Source organism: Streptomyces sp. NPDC087845 (assembly GCF_044742755.1).
In the GTDB taxonomy this organism is placed as follows: Bacteria; Actinomycetota; Actinomycetes; order Streptomycetales; family Streptomycetaceae; genus Streptomyces.
In genome coordinates, this window is record NZ_JBIUVC010000006.1 from 431,098 (window position 1) to 450,277 (window position 19,180).

17 protein-coding genes are annotated in these 19,180 nt (G+C 71.1%); 15 read left to right on the forward strand and 2 right to left on the reverse strand.

Annotated features, from left to right (window positions below; all coding sequences use genetic code 11):
• Positions 1 to 90: 90 nt before the first annotated feature.
• From ACIOMQ_RS18700 to ACIOMQ_RS18745, 10 genes are all read left to right on the forward strand, one after another.
• Positions 91 to 1,359, forward strand: coding sequence for an aspartate aminotransferase family protein (locus ACIOMQ_RS18700; protein ID WP_401269178.1), 1,269 nt, complete (start codon positions 91 to 93; stop codon positions 1,357 to 1,359).
• Positions 1,356 to 2,270 carry an inositol monophosphatase family protein gene (locus ACIOMQ_RS18705; RefSeq protein ID WP_402189551.1) on the forward strand — a complete coding sequence of 305 codons (915 nt, stop codon included), beginning with the start codon at positions 1,356 to 1,358 and terminating at the stop codon, positions 2,268 to 2,270. The genes ACIOMQ_RS18700 and ACIOMQ_RS18705 overlap by 4 nt, the downstream gene beginning before the upstream one ends.
• Entirely contained in the window at positions 2,258 to 3,172 is a 915-nt protein-coding gene (locus tag ACIOMQ_RS18710; RefSeq protein ID WP_401269175.1) for a diiron oxygenase, read from the forward strand. The genes ACIOMQ_RS18705 and ACIOMQ_RS18710 overlap by 13 nt, the downstream gene beginning before the upstream one ends.
• Entirely contained in the window at positions 3,159 to 4,022 is an 864-nt protein-coding gene (locus ACIOMQ_RS18715) for a hypothetical protein (protein WP_401269173.1), read from the forward strand. Before ACIOMQ_RS18710 ends, ACIOMQ_RS18715 begins: the two co-directional genes overlap by 14 nt.
• On the forward strand, positions 4,019 to 5,038 hold the full coding sequence (locus ACIOMQ_RS18720) for an NAD(P)H-dependent flavin oxidoreductase (protein ID WP_401269171.1): 1,020 nt from the start codon (positions 4,019 to 4,021) through the stop codon (positions 5,036 to 5,038). Before ACIOMQ_RS18715 ends, ACIOMQ_RS18720 begins: the two co-directional genes overlap by 4 nt.
• A complete protein-coding gene (locus tag ACIOMQ_RS18725) occupies positions 5,014 to 5,277 on the forward strand; it encodes an acyl carrier protein (RefSeq protein ID WP_362198844.1) in 264 nt (87 codons plus the stop codon). Before ACIOMQ_RS18720 ends, ACIOMQ_RS18725 begins: the two co-directional genes overlap by 25 nt.
• 31 nt (positions 5,278 to 5,308) lie before the next feature.
• Entirely contained in the window at positions 5,309 to 5,815 is a 507-nt protein-coding gene (locus ACIOMQ_RS18730) for an MOSC domain-containing protein (RefSeq protein WP_362198847.1), read from the forward strand.
• A 53-nt stretch (positions 5,816 to 5,868) separates the two neighbouring features.
• Positions 5,869 to 6,858, forward strand: a complete 990-nt coding sequence (locus ACIOMQ_RS18735; RefSeq protein ID WP_401756462.1) for a hypothetical protein — start codon at positions 5,869 to 5,871, stop codon at positions 6,856 to 6,858.
• Positions 6,859 to 7,122: 264 nt separating this feature from the next.
• On the forward strand, positions 7,123 to 8,415 hold the full coding sequence (locus ACIOMQ_RS18740; RefSeq protein ID WP_401756660.1) for an MFS transporter: 1,293 nt from the start codon (positions 7,123 to 7,125) through the stop codon (positions 8,413 to 8,415).
• 108 nt (positions 8,416 to 8,523) lie between these two features.
• Positions 8,524 to 10,023: an acyl-CoA synthetase gene (locus ACIOMQ_RS18745; RefSeq protein ID WP_362198853.1), complete on the forward strand. Its 1,500-nt coding sequence runs from the start codon at positions 8,524 to 8,526 to the stop codon at positions 10,021 to 10,023.
• 76 nt (positions 10,024 to 10,099) lie between these two features.
• Here the strand turns inward: ACIOMQ_RS18745 and paaK are convergent, their stop codons facing one another.
• A complete protein-coding gene (gene paaK / locus ACIOMQ_RS18750; protein ID WP_362198856.1) occupies positions 10,100 to 11,389 on the reverse strand; it encodes a phenylacetate--CoA ligase PaaK in 1,290 nt (429 codons plus the stop codon).
• 189 nt (positions 11,390 to 11,578) lie between these two features.
• On the opposite strand from paaK, the gene ACIOMQ_RS18755 reads away from it, so the two are divergent.
• Positions 11,579 to 13,096, forward strand: coding sequence for an alpha/beta fold hydrolase (locus tag ACIOMQ_RS18755; RefSeq protein ID WP_402189601.1), 1,518 nt, complete (start codon positions 11,579 to 11,581; stop codon positions 13,094 to 13,096).
• 25 nt (positions 13,097 to 13,121) lie between these two features.
• Here ACIOMQ_RS18755 and ACIOMQ_RS18760 read toward each other — a convergent pair whose 3' ends face one another.
• The gene (locus tag ACIOMQ_RS18760) at positions 13,122 to 14,750 is read right to left on the reverse strand and encodes an FAD-dependent oxidoreductase (protein ID WP_402189604.1); all 1,629 of its coding nucleotides are present in this window, start codon (positions 14,748 to 14,750) and stop codon (positions 13,122 to 13,124) included.
• Positions 14,751 to 15,016: 266 nt separating this feature from the next.
• Here ACIOMQ_RS18760 and ACIOMQ_RS18765 point away from each other — a divergent pair, with 266 nt between their 5' ends.
• The 4 genes from ACIOMQ_RS18765 (at position 15,017) to ACIOMQ_RS18780 (ending at position 19,179) form a co-directional block, all read left to right on the forward strand.
• Positions 15,017 to 16,138, forward strand: coding sequence for a SchA/CurD-like domain-containing protein (locus ACIOMQ_RS18765; protein ID WP_362198859.1), 1,122 nt, complete (start codon positions 15,017 to 15,019; stop codon positions 16,136 to 16,138).
• A gap of 76 nt (positions 16,139 to 16,214) precedes the next feature.
• Positions 16,215 to 16,667 carry a cupin domain-containing protein gene (locus ACIOMQ_RS18770; protein ID WP_362198862.1) on the forward strand — a complete coding sequence of 151 codons (453 nt, stop codon included), beginning with the start codon at positions 16,215 to 16,217 and terminating at the stop codon, positions 16,665 to 16,667.
• Positions 16,664 to 17,932, forward strand: coding sequence for a beta-ketoacyl-[acyl-carrier-protein] synthase family protein (locus ACIOMQ_RS18775; RefSeq protein WP_362198865.1), 1,269 nt, complete (start codon positions 16,664 to 16,666; stop codon positions 17,930 to 17,932). Before ACIOMQ_RS18770 ends, ACIOMQ_RS18775 begins: the two co-directional genes overlap by 4 nt.
• Positions 17,929 to 19,179 carry a ketosynthase chain-length factor gene (locus ACIOMQ_RS18780; protein ID WP_362198868.1) on the forward strand — a complete coding sequence of 417 codons (1,251 nt, stop codon included), beginning with the start codon at positions 17,929 to 17,931 and terminating at the stop codon, positions 19,177 to 19,179. Before ACIOMQ_RS18775 ends, ACIOMQ_RS18780 begins: the two co-directional genes overlap by 4 nt.
• The last annotated feature ends 1 nt before the right edge of the window (position 19,180 follow it).

The following is a 19,180-nucleotide window of genomic DNA, read 5'->3' on the forward strand; positions in this document are numbered from 1 at the left end:
CGGGGGCCGTTCTGTACGGATGGAGCTGCCCCCGCCGAAGGTCCCGTGCAGGGCACGTCGAAATGCCACGTCGTGAGCAGCGGGAGAGACATGGTCGACTTGACGCACGCCCAGAATTTGATCTATTACCCGGTCAGTGACTACCTGATGGATCACGGCGAAGGGATCTATCTGTACGACGCGGACGGGAATCAGTACATCGACTGCGCGTCCGGCACCTTCAACCTCAGCCTCGGCTACAGCCACCCCGAAGTGGTCAAGGCGATGCGCGACCAGATCGAACGGCTGGTGCACGCGACGTCGACGTTCCAGACCAAGCCGGTCAACGACCTGGTGCGACGCCTGGTCGAGGTCACTCCCGAGAACCTCACCAAGGTGCACCTCAAGGTCTCGGGCGGGTCCACCGCCAATGAGGGCGCGGTCAAGATGGCCCAGATCAGCACCGGACGGCGCGATGTCATCACCCTCTTCCGCAGTCATCACGGCCAGACCATGATGACGACCACCATGTCGGGCGAATCCTTCCGCAAGGCTCCGTTCCCGCATCTGATGCCCGGCGTGCTCCAGGTCCCCGACCCCTACTGCCTGCGCTGCTTCTACCGGCAGACCCCCGACAGCTGCGGACTGCTCTGCGTCGAGCGGATCAACGACTTCCTCGACCACGCCAGTTCGGGCAGCGTCGCCTGTGTCGTCGTCGAACCGGTCTCGGGCAGCGGCGGGAACATCGTGCCGCCCGACGGGTACCTCGCCGCGCTTCGCACCCTCTGCGACGAGCGGGGCATCGCGCTGATCTTCGACGAGATACAGACCGGCATCGGCCGGGTCGGCCGGATGTTCGCCGCCGAACACTACGGCGTCCGACCCGACATCCTGACCACCGGGAAGGGGCTCGGCGGCTCCGGCGCCCAGGTCGCCGCCATCATCGCCGACGAACGGATGTCCGGGCTCAGCAGTGACCACCACTCCTTCACGTACGGCGGCAACACCCTGGCGGCGGCAGCCGCGGCGACGACCCTCGACGTCATCGGCCGCCCCGGCTTCCTGGCGAACGTACGCGAGGTGGGTGCGCACATCATGGACCGCCTGCGGGTCCTCGCCGCGGCTCATCCGTGCATCGTGGACGTGCGCGGACTCGGCCTGATGATCGGCATCGAAATCGGTGACGAGGACGGCCGCCCGCACAGCGACCGGGCCCAGGCCCTGGCACGGCGGGGGATGGAGCACGGCCTGATCCTGCGGACCTCGCGCTACGGTCGCGGCAACGTCATCAAGATCCGGCCGCCGCTCGTCATCACCCGGGCCGAAGCCGATCTGCTCTGCGACCGGCTCGACGCACTCTTCACCACGGAGACAGCATGAAGGACTACGTCGTACAGCTCGCCTCAGCGGTGCGCGGTGCGGTGCTGGCCGCACAGAACCGGCTCGACAGCCGGCTCGTGCGGGGCCATTCGCCCGGTGGCGACGCGCAGTTCGGCCTCGATGACGTGGCGGAGGCCGCCGTCTGGAAGCACGTCGTCGACGGTGGCGTACCGGTCGCCGTCTACTCCGAGGACCGGGGGCTGCAATTCCACGGCGCCGCACCCGAATACCTGCTCGTCGTCGACCCCATCGACGGCACCAGGCCCGCCGTCGCCGGACTCGAATCGGCCACCGTTTCCGTGGCCGTGGCCCGGCTGTCCGACCGCCCCCGCATCGCGGACGTGGAACACGCGCTGCTCATGGAGATGAGGACAGGGGCCTACCTCTACGGGGAGCGCGGCTCGGACGCGATGACCGCCCACGGCTACACGCACCCCGTACCGTCCCTGACCACGACCACCGACCTCTCCCGGATGTTCTGGTCCCTCGAATTCAACGGTCATCCCGCACGGCTGATGACCGACGCCTACGGCCACCTCATCGACCGCTCCGCCAACACCGGCGGCGTGTTCGTCTTCAACAGCGCCACGTACTCCATCTCCCGTCTCCTCACCGGTCAGCTCGACGCCTATGTCGACATCGGCAACCGGCTGCTCCGCGACGACCCCGCGCTCCTCCCCGAGTTCGAGCGGGTCGGCAACGGAAGCGTGCTCCACCTGTTCCCCTACGACATCGCCGCGGCGGTCTTCCTCGCCGAGAAGGCCGGCGCCGTCATCACCGACGGCTACGGCGAGCCGCTCGGGGAGACCGCGCTGACCGACCTGGGCGTCGACAACCAGCGCTCCTGCGTGGCCGCCTCCACCCCCGAACTCCACAAGGCGCTGCTGGAGGAGATCCGGTGGAGGGCCTGACCCGGCAGGGACACGACACACACGCACCCGCTTCCGGCGACACAGCCGAGTTCCGCGCACTCCTGGAGCGGCTCTCCGACAAGGCGACGGCCGACTACTACAACCCGTACACCACCTTCGACTGGCCCCGGACGATTCCCACCGACGACTTCTGGATGTCGCCGGAACTGCTGACGGTCCACGGCACCGAAGCGATGGAGACCCTGAGCCCGGAGCAACTGCGCGCCCTGAGCCGGTGGGAGAGCGTCCACTTCTACAGCCTGAACGTGCACGGCATCAGGGAACTGCTCATCGAGGTCATGCGGCGGATCCACACGCCCGGCTTCGAGACTCCTTCGGAGTTCTTCCACCACTTCGTCGGCGAGGAGAACGACCACATGTGGTTCTTCGCCACGTTCTGCCTCAAGTACGCCGGCAGGATCTACCCCGACAAGAAGCTGAAACTGCCCGAGACCCCACGGGACGCGGCGATCGAGAACTTCCTGGTGTTCGTCCGGATTCTGGTCTTCGAGCAGATCGTCGACCACTACAACGTCCGGCTCGCGGCCGACGAACGGCTGCACACGACGATCCGCCACATCAACCGCCTCCACCACCAGGACGAATCCCGCCACATCGCCTTCGGACGCCGACTGGTGCAACTGCTGTGGAACCGGCTCGCGCAGGCCGGCATCGACGAACGGACCCGCCGCGAGACGGGCAGCTACGTCGGCCGCTACATCACCACGAGCATGGAGTCGTTCTACAACCCCGCCGTCTACCGCGACGCGGGGATCGCGGACGGCTACGCGCTCCGGCAGCGGCTGCTCGCCCACCCCGCGCGGCAGGCCGCCCACGCCCGGGTGCTGCACAAGACGACGGACTTCCTCACCCGGATCGGAGTACTCGATGCCGGGTACTGAATCCGCGGCCGGCACCGGCCCCTGGACCGTGCGCGACGGACTCGCCTCCTTCGGGGAGCCCGCGACCGTGCTGCTGCACGCCCTGGACGAGGTGTTCACCGGCTGGGGGACCCGGGCGGGCGCCGTACGGATGACGTTTCCGCCCCTGCTCGCCGCCGACGACCTCCGCACTCTCGACTACTTCCGCAACTTCCCTCACCTGGGCAGCCCCGTCTCCCGCATCCGGCCCGACCGCCTCGACGCCCACAGCCGCGGGAGGGCCGGTGGCCCCGTGCCCGCGGGGGATCTCGCGGACGCCGGACACCTGCTGCCCTCCGCCGCCTGCTACGGCTGCTTTCTGCACTTCTCCGGAACCACGACGGAAACCCCTGTGCGGGTGACCACGGCCGCCCGGTGTTTCCGTCACGAGGACCACTACGACGGACTGCGCAGACTCTGGGGCTTCACCATGCGGGAGATCATCTGCATCGGCTCCGCCGAGCAGGTCCGTGACCACCTCGGGCACCACCATGCGCGGCTCGCCGCCTTCGCCGCCGGTCTCGGCCTGTCCCTCTCCCGGCAGCCGGCGACCGATCCCTTCTTCGAGAAGGAGGGATCGCGCACCGTCATGCAGCTGCTCGCCCCGGTCAAGGACGAGTACGTCCACACCGACGGCACCGCCGTGGCCTCGATGAACAACCACCGGAACTTCTTCGGGGAACGCCGCTCCATCGCCTACGCGGGGAAGCCCGCGTTCACCGGCTGTGTCGCGTTCGGGCTGGAACGCTGGGTACATGTGCTGAACGAACGATTCGAGGGCGACCTCGGGGTCGCGGCAGCGGCCGTACGGAAGGCCGGCGAGGAGGAATGAACCGCCTCCAGTCCGTGCTCGGCCTCGAACTCCCGCTGCTTCAGGCGGGCATGGGAGGCATCGCGGGGCCCGAACTGTGTGCCGCGGTCTCCCGGGCCGGGGCCGGAGGAGCCCTCGCGCTGTACAAGGAGCCTCCGGAACGGGCACGGGAGCTGGTACGTGCCGTGGTGGCGTCGACCTCCCGCCCCTTCGCGGTGAACGTCATCCCCGAGGTGAGCGGCCCGGCCCTCTGCCGGGCGCAGCTCCGAGCCGCCCTGGAGGAGCTGCCCGCGCACGCCTTCGTCACCAGCTTCGGACTGCCGGACGCCGGGGCGGCACACGACGTCGTACGGTCGGGCCGCGTACTGGTGATCCAGGTCGGCACGCTCCACGACGCCGGCGCGGCCCTCCGGCTGGGGGCGGGTGTCCTCGTCCTCCAGGGCACCGGGGCGGGCGGGCACCTTCTCGGTGAACTGCCCTCCGCGCGCTTGCTGCACGAGACCCGCGCCCGGTACTCCGACGCCGTGCTGGCGGTGGCGGGCGGCGTCGCGACCGGTGCTGATCTGGCACGGATGCTGGCCCGGGGCGCGGACGGAGCCATGGCGGGAACCCTGTTCGTCCCCACGGTGGAGTCCGCCGCCCATCCGTACTACAAACAGCGCGTGGCCGACGCGTCGGCGGACGACACCGTCGTCACCACGCGATTCGACATCGGCTGGCCCGGCCGGCCGCATCGCGTACTGCGGAACTCCCTGACCGGGAAGGTGCCCCGCCGCCCCGCGACCTTCATCGCGACGACCCGGGCGGGCGGCAGCCGGCTGCCCGTCCCCCGCTACAGCGCGGCCGTTCCGGTGGCCGCGACGGTCGGCCGTGTCGAGGAGATGGCCATGTACTGCGGCCGGTCCTGTTCCCGGGTCGCCGGGCAGCACCCGGTCGCCGCCGTCGTCGAGCAATTCCGCCGCGCGTACGAGGCGGCCGGCCGGTCCCACGAGACATCCACGGAAGGTGGGCCATGGAAGAAGCGCTCAAGCCGGTGACCGACTGGTTGCGGGCCAGGAATCCGGAGGCCGGGGAGATCCCGGCCGATCTCGACCTGATCGAGAACCGGCTCGTCGATTCCCTCGGCTTCATGGAGTTCATCCTGATGCTGGAGGACCTCGTCGGCCGCGAGCTCCCCCTGGAGGAACTGGACGTGGACCGCTTCCGCTCGCTCCGGGCGATCCACGACAACTTCCTGGTTCCGCCGGCTCCGGCCGTCGCGGAGCACACCCCGTAGTACGCCAGGGCTGCCGGCCGGAGGTCACATCGTGGAACACGGACAGGTCGTCTCCCTGCACCTGGCTCCCGTCGCCGGTGCCGCCACGTTTCCCGTCACGCAGGCCCGCGCCGTAGCGGGGCGCGGACTGGAGGGCGACCGCAACTACTGGGCAGGGGCCGGGCCGCGTCCCGGACAGCGGGGTACCGGCCGCGCGTCCGGGGTCTGCGACATCACCCTGATCGAGCTCGAAGCACTCCAGGCCCTCGCCCGGGACACCGGCATCGAGCTGACCCCCGCGCAGTGCAGGCGCAACGTCGTATGCCGGGGCGTACGGCTCAATCCGCTGGTGGGAACCGAGTTCCAGGTCGGCGGGGTCACGCTCCGCGGGCTTCGGCTGAGCGAACCCTGTGCCCGGCTCGAACAGCTGACCCGCCCCGGCCTGGTGCGCGGTCTCCTCCACCGGGGCGGACTGCGCGCCGAAATCGTCCACGGCGGACCGATCCGCGTCGGGGACCCGGTGGGCCATGACAGCGACATCGCGGTCCGGCACCGATGACACGACCACCCGGCACCGATGACACGACCACCCCGCACCGAGGAGCACCGCCCATGACCGACACCGGCACACCTCCCGGAAACCCCCACTCCTCGCAGGCCCGGGTGCACATACCCGCCGCACGCCCCGCCGACCTGCGCGACGCCGTGCGCGAAGCCGTGCGAGCCGCCCACGCCCCGTCCGCGCCCCCGGCAGCGGCCGAGTGGCACCGCACCACCTGCGGCGACTGGGGGCTGGCGGCGGCCGGGCTGCGGGCCGAGCTCAGCGTGCCCTGGGACGGCCCGGAGCTGCGCATCGCGGGCAGCGTCGACACGGCCGGACCGGCGGCGGTCACCCGCCTGCTGGCGGACATCGCCCGAAGGCTGCCCGGCGGACCACGGCACAGACCCCGCCCTGCCCCGTCCACGCCACCTGCCGGGACGGCCGGCGGCAACGCCCTGATTCCCCGGATACCGCCCCCCGTGCCCGTGGTGTCGGCCACGTACCGTCTGCCGTCCGGGCTCTGCGAGCACGGCGCCGTCCGCTCACCCGCCGAGGCCGCCCACGCCGCCCTGCACGTGATGCTCCGCGCCCCGGACCTCCGCCCCGGCGGCGGCCTCGCGATTCTGACCGGCAACGGCGCCACCGGAGCGGACACCACCGCGTCCCGGTCACAACCGCGCCTCGTCGCCGACCCACTCGACCTCGGCCCGTCCGTCACGGGAGCGCAGGCACTGGCCCACCCGCACCGGGAGCACCGCCACCCCCAGGACCGCCCCGCGCCGCCCCACCCGGCGTTCGTGTTCGACTACTCGGGCCCGCCCGCGGTGCCGGACGGCTGGCTCCTCCAGTCATGGACCTGCCTGGTGGCGGACGCGGTCCACTGCTCGCTGACCGGAACCGAGGGGCGTTTTCGGCTGCGTGCCACCGCACCGGGACGCCTGGTGCGCCAGACCCACCTGGACCTCCTGCTCGCCCGCTGGGCCGACACCCTGACGGAGCTGATCACCCACCGGGACCGGCCCCTGGGCAACCCCGACATCCCCACCCCCGCAGGACTCTGACGCACCGTCGGCCCGGCCGGGGTCTCGCGAGTCGGCCCGAGAAAACAAGTGGCGGGCAGACGCGGACTCCACCTACCTTGTGCGCTCGTGACCGATACCCCCAAGCGCCCGTCCAGCGGCTCGCCCGCGACATCCACGCGGCCGCCCGAGTCCGCCTCCGGCGAGCCGGCGGCGACGGCCGACCGTCCGCCGGTGCGTTCCGATTCCGCCGGCGGACTGTTCTCCGGAACGTATGCGGCCGCGACCGCCAGTTTTGCCGCGGTGATGTTCCTGACCGGGCTCGCCGCACTGGCCGTGGTGCCCACTCTGCCGACGGCCGCACGGGACCTGGACGGGGTGTCGCTCTTCCCGCTGGTGGCGGGATGCTTCGTGGCCGCCGGCCTGCTGGGAGGAGTACTGGGCGGCCATTGGGCGGACCGTTCCGGGGCACACCGCCCACTGGCGGCGGGCATGGTGCTGGCGGTGGTCACCCTGCTGGTCTCGGCCGCCAGCACCTCCATCTGGCAACTGGCGGCCGGCCGCTTCCTGGACGGACTCGCGAGCGGGATGGTGGCGGTGTCGATCAACACCGCCATCGGGCAGGCCTACCCCGACCGGCTGCGACCGCGCGTCCTGGCGCTGATGAGTGCCTGCTGGGTCGTTCCGTCGCTGGTCGGTCCGCCACTGGCGGGCGTGGTGGCCGAATGGTGGTCCTGGCGGGCGGTGTTCTTCGGTCTGGCCGCGCTGACCGTGCTGCCGGCGCTGGCCGTGGTGGCCGTGCTGCGCGGCCGTTTCAGGCCGGTGGCCCCCGCACCGTCGGGAGACGCGCCGCCCCGCCCGGCGCTGCTGGTCGCGACGGCGGTGAGCGTGGGCGCGGCGTCGGGGCAGTACGGCGTCTCGGGCTGGGACCTGCGCCACCTGCTGTTCGCGGGGGGAGGGCTCGCCCTGCTGGTGTTGTTCGCGCCACGGCTGCTGCCGCCGGGCACCTGGCGTGCCGCGCGCGGCCTGCCGGCCACGGTGCTGCTGTGCGGCATGGGCTCGGGGGTGTTCTTCACGCTGGAGGCACTCGTGCCGCTGCTGCTCGTGACGGAGCGGGGCGTGCCTCCCGTCTCGATCGGTCTGGCCTTCACGGGGGCCGCCGTGGCCTGGGCCGCCTCCTCCTGGGTCCAGGGCCGTCTGCTGGAGAGCCGCCCCCGGCACCACCTGGTCGTGGCCGGTGCGCTGGTGCTGTCCGCGGCGGTCGCCGTCGCCGCCGTCGGGACGCTTCCCGCGCTGCCCGCGTTCACCGCCGCGTCGGCCATGGTCGTCGCCGCCGTCGGCATGGGCCTGCTCTCGCCGTCCCTCACCGTGCTGTCGCTCTCCCACGCCCCGTCCGGTCGGCAGGGTTACGCCAGCAGCGCGATGCAGACCAACCAGAACCTGGGCCAGATAACGGTTCTGGGCGTCGCCTCCGCCGTGTTCAACGCCTGCCTGGGGGCCGGCGTGGCGGACCACGCCGGCTACGGCTCTGCCTTCGGGCTGCTGCTCGTGCCCTGCGCCCTGGCCGCCCTGCTCGCCACCCGCACCCGCAGCGCGTGAACGAACCCCCGGCACCCCGCACCCTGCCGGCCTCCCCGCACCCCCGCCGGCATCATGACCGGGACCCGACCTCTTGACCACCGGGTTCCGGCCGCACAGGATCACGCCATGACAGGTGTACGGAGCAGCACAGTCGACGGTGTCGTGGCCCGAAGCGCCCGGCGCACCCCCGAGCGCACCGCCCTGCGGTACGCGGAGAGGTCCTGGACGTACGCGGAACTCGACGCGGCCGTCAGTACCGCGGCGGCGTTCCTCACGGGTGAGCACGGGCTGCGCCCCGGCGACCGGGTCGCCTGCTACGCGCACAACTCCGACGCGTATCTGATCGGCTTTCTCGCCTGCGCCCGCGCGGGCCTGGTCCACGTGCCGGTCAACCAGAACCTCACCGGCGACGACCTCGCCTACATCCTCGAACAGTCCGGCAGCAGCCTCGTCCTCACCGACCCGGACCTCACCGGCCGTATTCCGGCCGCGTTCTCCGTACGCCCGCTGCGCGACGCACCGGACTCCCTCCTCGACGCCACCGCCACGCCCCGCCCCTTCGCCCCGGAGCGCGAACCGGAGGCCGGAGACCTCGTCCAGCTGCTCTACACCTCGGGCACCACCGCACTCCCCAAGGGCGCGATGATGACCCACGGCGCGCTCGTCCACGAGTACGTCAGCGCGATCACGGCGCTCGATCTGCGCGCCACCGACCGGCCGGTCCACTCACTGCCGCTCTACCACTCCGCGCAGATGCACGTGTTCCTGTTGCCCTGTCTCGCGGTCGGCGCACAGAACATCGTCCTCGACGCACCCGATGCGAACCGGATCTTCGAACTCGTCGAGACGGGGCAGGCCGACAGCCTCTTCGCGCCGCCGACCGTCTGGGTCGGCATCTCCCGGCACCCCGCTCTCGCCACCCGCGAACTCGGCGGGCTGCGCAAGGCGTACTACGGCGCGTCGATCATGCCCGTGCCCGTACTGGAACGGCTCCGGGAGCGGCTGCCCGCGCTCGCCTTCTACAACTGCTTCGGGCAGAGCGAGATCGGCCCGCTCGCCACCGTGCTCGGACCGGACGAGCACGAGGGCCGCATGGACTCCTGCGGCAGGCCCGTCCTCTTCGTCGAGGCCCGGGTCGTCGACGAGGACGGCGCGGAGCTCCCCGACGGCACGGCCGGTGAAGTGGTCTATCGCTCGCCCCAGTTGTGCGAGGGCTACTGGAACAAGCCCGAGGAGACCGCGGAGGCCTTCCGCGACGGCTGGTTCCACTCCGGGGATCTCGCCGTGCGCGACACGGAGGGATTCTTCACCGTCGTCGACCGGGTGAAGGACGTCATCAACTCCGGCGGCGTCCTCGTCGCCTCCCGGCAGGTCGAGGACGCCCTCTACACTCATCCCGCCGTCGCCGAGGCCGCAGTCGTCGGCCTGCCCGACGGCCGCTGGATCGAGGCGGTCACCGCCGTGGTCGTCCTGCGCGGCGAGGCGACGCAGGCCGAACTCATCCGCCACGCCCGCGAGCGGCTCGCACACTTCAAGGCCCCGAAGCGGGTCCTCTTCGTGGACGAACTGCCCCGCAACGCGAGCGGAAAGATCCTCAAGCGGGAGCTGCGCGAACGGTTCGCGTAAGGGCTGTCCGGGCCCCGCGGCGGCGCCCGACCGGGGTGAACGGGCCCCGCCCGGCACGAGCCGGGCGGGGGAGGCGCTACCGGCCGCCGCGCTCGTCCACGATCCGCTTGAACTTGCCCAGGGACCTCTCCAGCGTCTCGGGGTCGACGATCTCGACCCCGACCGACACCCCGATCCCGTCCTTGACGGCCGCCGTGATCGACTCCGCGGCGGCCATCCGCTGCTCCGGCGTGGCCCCCGCGCGGGCCTCCGCCCGCACCGTCAGCGCGTCGAGGCGGCCCTCACGGGTCAGCCGCAGCTGGAAGTGCGGTGCCACCCCCGGTGTGCGCAGCACGATCTCCTCGATCTGGGTCGGGAAGAGATTCACCCCGCGCAGGATCACCAGATCGTCGCTGCGCCCGGTCACCTTCTGCATCCGCCGGAACACCCGGGCCGTGCCCGGCAGCAGCCGGGTCAGGTCCCTCGTCCGGTAGCGGATCACCGGCATGGCCTCCTTGGTGAGCGAGGTGAAGACCAGTTCGCCCTCCTCGCCGTCCGGCACCACCTCACCGGTGAACGGGTCGACGACCTCGGGATAGAAGTGGTCCTCCCAGATGTGCAGCCCGTCCTTGGTCTCCACGCACTCCTGTGCGACACCGGGCCCCATCACCTCCGACAGGCCGTAGATGTCGACCGCGTCGATCGCGAACCGCTCCTCGATCTCGCGCCGCATCTCCTCCGTCCAGGGCTCGGCACCGAATATCCCGACCTTCAGGGAGGTCGTCCGCGGATCGACGCCCTGCCGCTCGAACTCGTCGAGGAGCGTCAGCATGTACGACGGAGTCACCATGATGATCTCGGGCCGGAAGTCCTGGATCAGCTGGACCTGACGGGACGTCATGCCACCGGAGGCGGGAATGACCGTACAGCCGAGCCGTTCCGCTCCGTAGTGCGCGCCGAGTCCGCCGGTGAACAGCCCGTATCCGTACGCCACATGGACCTTCTGGCCGGGTCGGCCGCCGGCCGCCCGGATCGAGCGGGCGACGACGTCCGCCCAGGTGTCGAGGTCCCGCTCGGTGTAGCCGACGACGGTCGGACGGCCCGTCGTCCCGCTGGACGCGTGGATCCTGCGCACACGCTCCTCGGGGACGGCGAACATGCCGAAGGGGTAGTTGTCCCGCAGGTCCGCCTTGGTCGTGAAGGGGAAGCGGGCGAGATCGGCGAGCGTACGGCAGTCGTCCGGGTGCACCCCGGCCTTGTCGAATGCGGCCCGGTAGTGGCCGACGTTCTCGTACGCGTGGCGCAACGTGGTCCGCAACCGCTTCAGCTGGAGTGCCTCCAGCTCGTCCCGGCCCAGTTGTTCCGCCGCGTCCAGCAGAGCCGTCATCCGGATCTCCCTCTTACGAGCAGGCGACCGATCATTCGGTCGATCTTTCGGTAGCAGTAATTCAGGATGTTCCGCCTCCTGGCAAGAGGGGTGACGCACACCACCCCCTCGCGAGCATCCCGCATCGCGCGGATACGCCCACACCGAACAGCGCTGCGCCGCCGGGCCCACCCTGTTCGGATGACCTGCATGCCGATCCTCCACGCATACGACGGGACCGAACTCGCCTACCGCCTCCTGGGAGAGGGGGTACCGCTGATCTGTCTGCCCGGCGGGCCGATGGGGGCCGGCGGGTACCTCGGTGATCTCGGCGGCCTCTCGGCCCGCCGGCAGCTCGTGGTCCTCGATCTGCGCGGGACAGGGGAGTCCGCAGTGCCGGACGACCCGTCGACGTACCGCCGCGACCGGCTGGTGGACGACGTCGAGGCGCTGCGCGAGCACCTCGGCCAGGAGCGTGTCGACCTGCTCGCCCACTCCGCGTCCGCCGGCCTGGCCGCGCTGTACGCCGCCCGCCATCCGCAGCGGCTGCGTTCGCTCGTGCTCATCGCACCCGGCACCCGGGCCGTCGGCACCGAGGTCACCGGCAAGGACCGGCGCGGCGCCGGTGAACTGCGCCGCGACGAACCGCGGTACGCGGCCGGACGGGACGCCCCGGAGGCCACCCGGCCGGGGCGCGACGCAGGTGAAGTCACCTCCGCCGCCGAGCCGTTCACCCAAGGGCGCCGGGACGCCCGCGTCCACGCCGCCACCACATCCGGGCAGACGGACTCCGGAGCGGCGCGGGTCCACTGCCGGGACGGCGCGTTCGACCCCACCGCCACCGCCGCCGCGCTGAGGGACGTGACCGCGCCGGTGCTCGTCCTCGCGGGGGAGTGCGACGGAGGACCGACCCTCGACCGGGCCGCCGAACTGGCCGCGCTCTTCCCGAACGCCGAGTTCGCCGTGCAGCGAGGCGCCGCGCACTACCCGTGGCTCGACGACCCGGGCGCCTTCGTCCGGACGGTCGAGGCCTTCCTCGACCCGGACGTGCTCAGCGTGCAGGCCGGCGGCATCCGGCTCGCACACCGGGCGTGGGGCGATCCGTCCGCGCCGCCCGTCGTGCTCGTCCACGGCCGCTGCGGCGACAGCAGGACCTGGACACGGATCGCCGGACACCTCGCCGACGCGCACCGGGTGTACGCGTTCGACTTCCGCGGGCACGGCCTCAGCGACTGGCCCGGCCGTTACTCCTTCGAGCTGTTCCGGGACGATCTGCACGCCTTCCTGGAGGCCCGCAATCTGGCCGGCGCCACTGTGGTCGGGCACTCCATGGGTGCCGCTGCCGCCTGTCTGCTCGCCGAGCGCGAACCCGGACTGATCGGCCGGCTCGTCCTGGAGGAGCCCCCGCCGCCGTTCCCGCTCGATCCGCCGCGCGGCCCCGCGGAACGCCCCGACGAGGAGCTGGACTTCGACTGGCCGGTGGTGCCGTCCACCGACGCCCAGCTGAACGAACCGGACCCGGAGTGGTGGGGGCGGATCGGTTCGATCACGGCCCCGACCCTCGTCATCGGCGGCGGTCCCGCCGGCCGGATCGCCCAGCGGGGGCTCGCCCGGATGGCGGAACGGATACCCCGTGGCCGCTTCGTCACCATCGACGCCGGACACCTCGTGCACACCGGGCGACCGGACGAATTCCTCGCGGAGCTGCGGGCTTTCGGCTTGGCCTGAACAACCCCCGGACGCCGGCGGCGGGTCAGGACCGATGCAGCAGCGAGGTCAGGACCTCCTGGAGAGTGGCCTCCGCATCGGCCACGGACCCCGTCGACCGCCAGGCCACGAATCCGTCGGGTCGCACCAGGACGGCGCCTTCGGGTGTCGTGCCGTGGAGCTCGGCCCAGTCGGCCCCGTCCTCCGGCTCCAGATCGGCCCCCGGGCCGATGCCGTACGCCGGGAGCCGTACCGACAGCCGGCCGGCAACCTGTGCCGCCGCCTGCCGCCACACCACGTCCTCACCGTCGGTGAGCAGTACGAAGGTACGCTCGTAGAGATCCAGAGTGGACTTGCGATCACCGGCCTGACGCACCCACAGATGCGGTGCCCTGCTGCCTGGTTGACCGCTCAGCTGCATTCCCTCCGGCACCACCGGCTGCTCCGGGTCGGTGCCCAGCACGGCGCCGCGGACATAGCGGTAGCCCAGGGCCACGGTGAGCATGCCGCCCTGCTTCCCGCGGCCCGCACCCGGCGCCGCGGCGTATCCCGGGTGGCTGTGCTCGCTGGAACGCGCCGAAGCCCGCGCACTCGTCGCCTGCGCCACCGGCAGCCGCTCCGCCCCATAGGTGTCCAGCAGTCCCGGGCCCGCCTCGCCCCGCAGCACGGCGGCGAGCTTCCAGGCCAGGTTGTGCGCGTCCTGAATGCCGGTGTTGGAACCGAACGCCCCGGTGGGGGACATCTCGTGGGCCGAGTCCCCGGCGAGGAAGACCCGGCCGGACGAGTACCGTTGCGCGACCCGCTCCGCGGCATGCCACGGGGCCTTGCCGGTGATCTCGACATCGATGTGCGGAGCGCCGACCGCCGCACGGATGTGCTCCGTGCACCGCTCGTCGGTGAAGTCCTCCAGGGTTTCGCCGAGTTGGGGCTGCCACGGTGCGTGGAACACCCACTCCTTCTTGTTGTCCACCGGCAACAGGGCACCGTCCGCTGCGGGGTTGGTCAGATAGCAGACGATGAAGCGCCGGTCGCCCAGCACATCGGCGAGCTGATGGGAACGGAAGGTGATGCTCACGTTGTGGAAGAGATCACCGGGCCCCGTCCGGTCGATGCGCAGCTGCTCACGGATGGGGCTGCGCGGCCCGTCGGCCGCGACGAGGTAGTCCGCGCGCACACCGATGTGCTCTCCGGTCTCCCGGTTCTTGAGCGTCGCCTCCACCCCTGACCTGTCCTGGTCGAAGCTCTGCATCTCGGTGGAGAACCTCAGGTCACCGCCCTGCTCGCGGGCCAGCTTCACCAGTACGGGTTCCAGATCGTTCTGGCTGCACAGGCACCAGCCGGTCGGGCTGAAACGGGCGAGCCCGCCACCCGGGTCGATCTCTTTGAACAGCCACTCCTGGTCCTCCCCCGTGAGGGAGCCGGCTTGCAGGATGCCGTGATTGTCGGCGAGTACCGAAGCCGCCTCCCGGATGCCCGGCTCGGCACCCGCCGTGCGGAAGACCTCCATCGTGCGCACGTTGTTGCCGCGCCCGCGCGGATGCGTCGAGGTGGAACGGTGCTTCTCGACCAGCAGGTGCTCGATGCCGAGCCGGCCGAGGAAAAGTGAGGTGGACAGGCCCACCAAGGAGCCGCCCACGATGAGGACCGGTACGCGAATGTCGACGTTCTCGTTCATCAGTTGCTCCAGCTCGGACGCTGTTCTGTTGCCTTGTTCCATGCCCTTGTCGGAGAGGTTCGGACGGCCGCTCACCTGAACGGTTCATAAATCTCGCGCCGCCCGGACCAGCGTTTCACGATCGGTCACGGAGACGATGCCCGCGGTAACGGGGGCGGACCGCTCGCATCCGCCGGAAGAGTCCCCGCTCCGAACCACTCGCCAACCGACGGTTGACGGCATGCCATCCGGCCTGTCCACGACACCGTCTCGAAGGAGACCGAAAGATGACCACCACCCTCTCGGAACGGATCTCCCAGTCCGCCTTCGACGGCTCCAGGCTGCGGGTCGTCCTGCTGCTGGACCTGTACGACGGTGCCCAGAAACAGTTCCTGGAGGCGTATGAGCACCTGCGCAATCAGGTGGCATCCGTTCCCGGGCACATCAGCGACCAGCTGTGCCAGTCCATCGAGAACCCCTCGCAGTGGCTGATCACGAGCGAATGGGAGAGCGCACCTCCGTTCCTCGCCTGGGTGAACAGCGAGGAGCACGTCGCGACGGTGCAGCCGCTGCACAACTGCGTGCGCGACACCCGTTCGCTCCGGTTCAGCGTCCTGCGGGAGACCGGCAAGGCATTCGAGTCGGCGGTCGAGGCGGCCAAGGGCAGGCTCCAGACGTCACCCCGTCTCGGCGACGGAGTGGTGCGCCACGCGCTGACCTTCACTGTCAAGCCCGGGACCGAGGACATCGTGGCGAAGATCCTGGCCGACTACGAGTCACCGAACGCCCGTGTCGACGAAGACACCCGTTTGCGCCGCACCTCGCTCTTCATGCACGGCAACCGCGTCGTGCGGGCGGTCGAGGTCGAGGGCGACCTCCTCGCGGCCCTGCGCCACGTCGCCCGTCAGCCCGAGGTCAGAGCCGTCGAAGAGGCCATCAACCCCTACCTGGAGCAGGACCGGGACCTCAGCGACCCGGACTCCGCCCGGATGTTCTTCACCCGAGCGGCGCTCCCCACCGTCCACCACGTGACCGCGGGCCGGCACAAGGCCGAGGACATCCGCCGCCACGCGCTCTTCTACCAGGCCAAGGAGGGGTGCGGCATGGCACTCGCCCGGCTGCTCGCCGGCCACGACGAGGAGGCGGCCGACGACCCCGCGAGCATCATCGACAGCAGCACCATCTTCCAGCGCGACGACGTCGTCGTCCGCCTCCTCGAAGCGGTCGAACCCATCGACGCCCAGGCGGCTCAGGCGGTCGGCATCGACGGCCCCGGCAAGGTGGCCAGGCTCGGACGCCTCCTCGACAGCGGCGCGAACGCCGTGCCCACGGACGACCGGGGGATCGCGCAGTTCCTCGCGCAGTCCGAGATGACCCTGATCACCGATCGGCGGTCCACGGAGTCCTGAACCGCGCATCCGCACCCTGGGGGGTTCTCGCTCAACCCGTCAATACAACGCGCAACGCGCCAGGAGGAAACCAGTCATGACCATGCACCGGCCACGCATTGTGGACCTCAGCGAGACGCAGCCCAACCGCAGGCGCGGAGGCGACCTTCGCGCCATGCTCACGCCCACAGCGGTGGGAGCCACCAGCGGTTTCATGGGGCTGGCCATCGTTCAGCCCGGCGACCGCATCGGCGAGCACTACCACCCCTACTCCGAGGAGTTCGTGTACGTGGTGAACGGCCTCCTGGAGGTGGATCTGGATGGTGAAACGCACCGGATGCAGCCCGACCAGGGCCTGCTGATCCCTCCCCATGTACGCCACCGGTTCCGGAACGTCGGCGACGTCGAGGCACGCATGGTCTTCCACCTCGGCCCGCTCGCCCCGCGCCCGGAACTCGGCCACGTCGACACCGAGCACACGGAGTCCGCCGAGCACACGCAGTCCGCCGGACGCGTCGCGCCGCCGGAACGAACGGAGGCCGTCTCATGACCCGCCGCGTGGGGGTCACCGGCGTCGGTGTCGTCGCCCCCGGCGGCATCGGTGCACCGGCCTTCTGGGACCTCCTCGCGAACGGCCGCACCGCGACCCGGGGCATCACCCTCTTCGACCCTGCCGGCTTCCGCTCCCGTATCGCCGCCGAGTGCGACTTCGACCCGGCGGCACACGGACTGGACGCGGACCAGGTGGCCAGGTCGGACCGGTACGTCCAGTTCGCGCTGGTGGCCGCCAGGGAGGCCCTCGCGGATGCGGGCCTCGACCCGGAGAAGGTGGACCCCTGGCGCATGGGGGTGTCGCTGGGCACCGCGGTCGGCGGCACCACCCGACTGGAGCACGACTACGTCGCCGTCAGCGGCAGCGGCGCCCGCTGGGACGTCGACCACCGGCCGGCCGGCCCGCATCTGGAGCGGGCCTTCTCACCCAGCTCCCTCGCCTCGGCGGTGGCCGAACAGGTAGGCGCGCACGGCCCGGTGCAGACCGTCTCCACGGGCTGCACCTCCGGCCTGGACGCGATCGGGTACGCCTTCCAGTCCATCGAGGAGGGCCGCGTCGACGTCTGCGTCGCCGGGGCCTCCGACTCGCCGATCACCCCGATCACGGTGGCGTGCTTCGACGCGATCAAGGCCACCTCGGCGAACAACGACGACCCGGAGCACGCCTCCCGGCCGTTCGACTCCCGCCGCGACGGCTTCGTCATGGGCGAGGGCGGAGCGGTGCTCGTCCTGGAGGAGCTGGAGCACGCCCGCGCCCGCGGCGCGACCGTCTACTGCGAGATCGCGGGCTACGCGACCTTCGGCAACGCGTACCACATGACCGGGCTGACCTCCGAAGGACTGGAGATGGCCGAGGCGATCAACCGGGCCCTCGACCACGCCCGGATAGACGGCGCGCAGATCGACTACGTCAACGCGCACGGCTCGGGCACCAAGCAGAACGACCGGCACGAGACGGCCGCAGTGAAACGGGCGCTGGGCGCGCACGCCTACAACGTACCGATGAGTTCCATCAAGTCCATGGTCGGCCACTCGCTGGGGGCGATCGGGGCCATAGAGATCGCGGCCTGCGTACTCGCCCTGGTCCATCAGACGGTGCCGCCGACGGCGAACTACGAGAGCCCGGACCCGGAGTGCGACCTCGACTACGTGCCGCGGACCGCTCGCCCCCTGAAGCTGCGCAGCGTCCTCTCGGTCGGCAGCGGATTCGGCGGCTTCCAGTCCGCGGTGGCCCTGACACGAACAGGTGGGAGGACACCATGAGAACCCGTAGAGCCCGGCGCGCCGTCGTCACCGGCATCGGTGTCGTCGCTCCCAACGGAACCAACACGGAGGCCTTCTGGAAGAGGACGCACGAAGGCGTCAGTGTCCTCGACCGGATCACCCGCGAGGGGTGTGAGCACCTTCCGCTGCGGGTCGCGGGCGAGGTGCGGGGCTTCGAGGCGGCCGAGCTGATCGAAGAGCGCTTCATCGTCCAGACCGACCGGTTCACACATTTCGCGATGGCCGCCGCGGACATCGCACTGGACGACGCCCGGCTGGGCCGGGCCGACTACGAGAACTCACCGTTCGACGTCGGCGTGGTGACCGCGGCCGGATCCGGCGGCGGCGAATTCGGTCAGCGTGAACTCCAACGGCTGTGGGGACAGGGATCCACCTATGTGGGTCCGTACCAGTCCATCGCCTGGTTCTACGCCGCCAGCACCGGCCAGATCTCGATCCGCGGCGGTTTCAAGGGGCCGTGCGCGGTCGTGGCCAGCGACGAGGCCGGTGGTCTGGACGCGCTGGCGCATGCCGCCCGGTCGATCCGCAGCGGAACCGAAGCGGTGGTGGTCGGTGCGGCCGAGGCCCCGCTGGCACCCTACTCGGTGGTCTGCCAGCTCGGGTACGAGGATCTGAGCACCGGCGACGACCCCGCCCGTGCCTACCGGCCGTTCACCTCGGACGCCTGCGGCTTCGTGCCGGCCGAGGGCGGCGCCATGCTGGTGGTCGAGGAGGAGCAGTCGGCCCGTCGGCGCGGGGCCCATGTCCGGGCCGAAGTCGCCGGGCACGCCGCCACGTTCACCGGAGCGTCGCGGTGGGAGGAGTCCCGGGAGGGCCTCGCCCAGGCGATCATCGGCGCCCTGCGCGAGGCCGATTGCGCTCCGGACGAGATCGACGTCGTCTTCGCGGACGCCCTCGGCGTACCGGCGGCCGACCGTGCCGAGGCGCTCGCGATCGCGGACGCACTCGGTGCGCACGGCCGGCAGGTACCGGTGACGGCGCCCAAGACAGGCATCGGGCGCGCCTACTGCGGGGCACCGGTGCTGGACGCGGCAGCTGCCGTGCTCTCCATGGAGAACGCGCTGATACCGCCGACGCCGAACGTCTTCGAGGTGTGCCACGACCTCGACGTCGTCACCGGCAGTGCGCGCCCCGCCGACCTGCGGACGGCGCTGGTGCTCAGCCGCGGGCTCATGGGCTCGAACGCGGCGATGGTGCTGCGGCGCTCCACCGACACCCACATGTGAG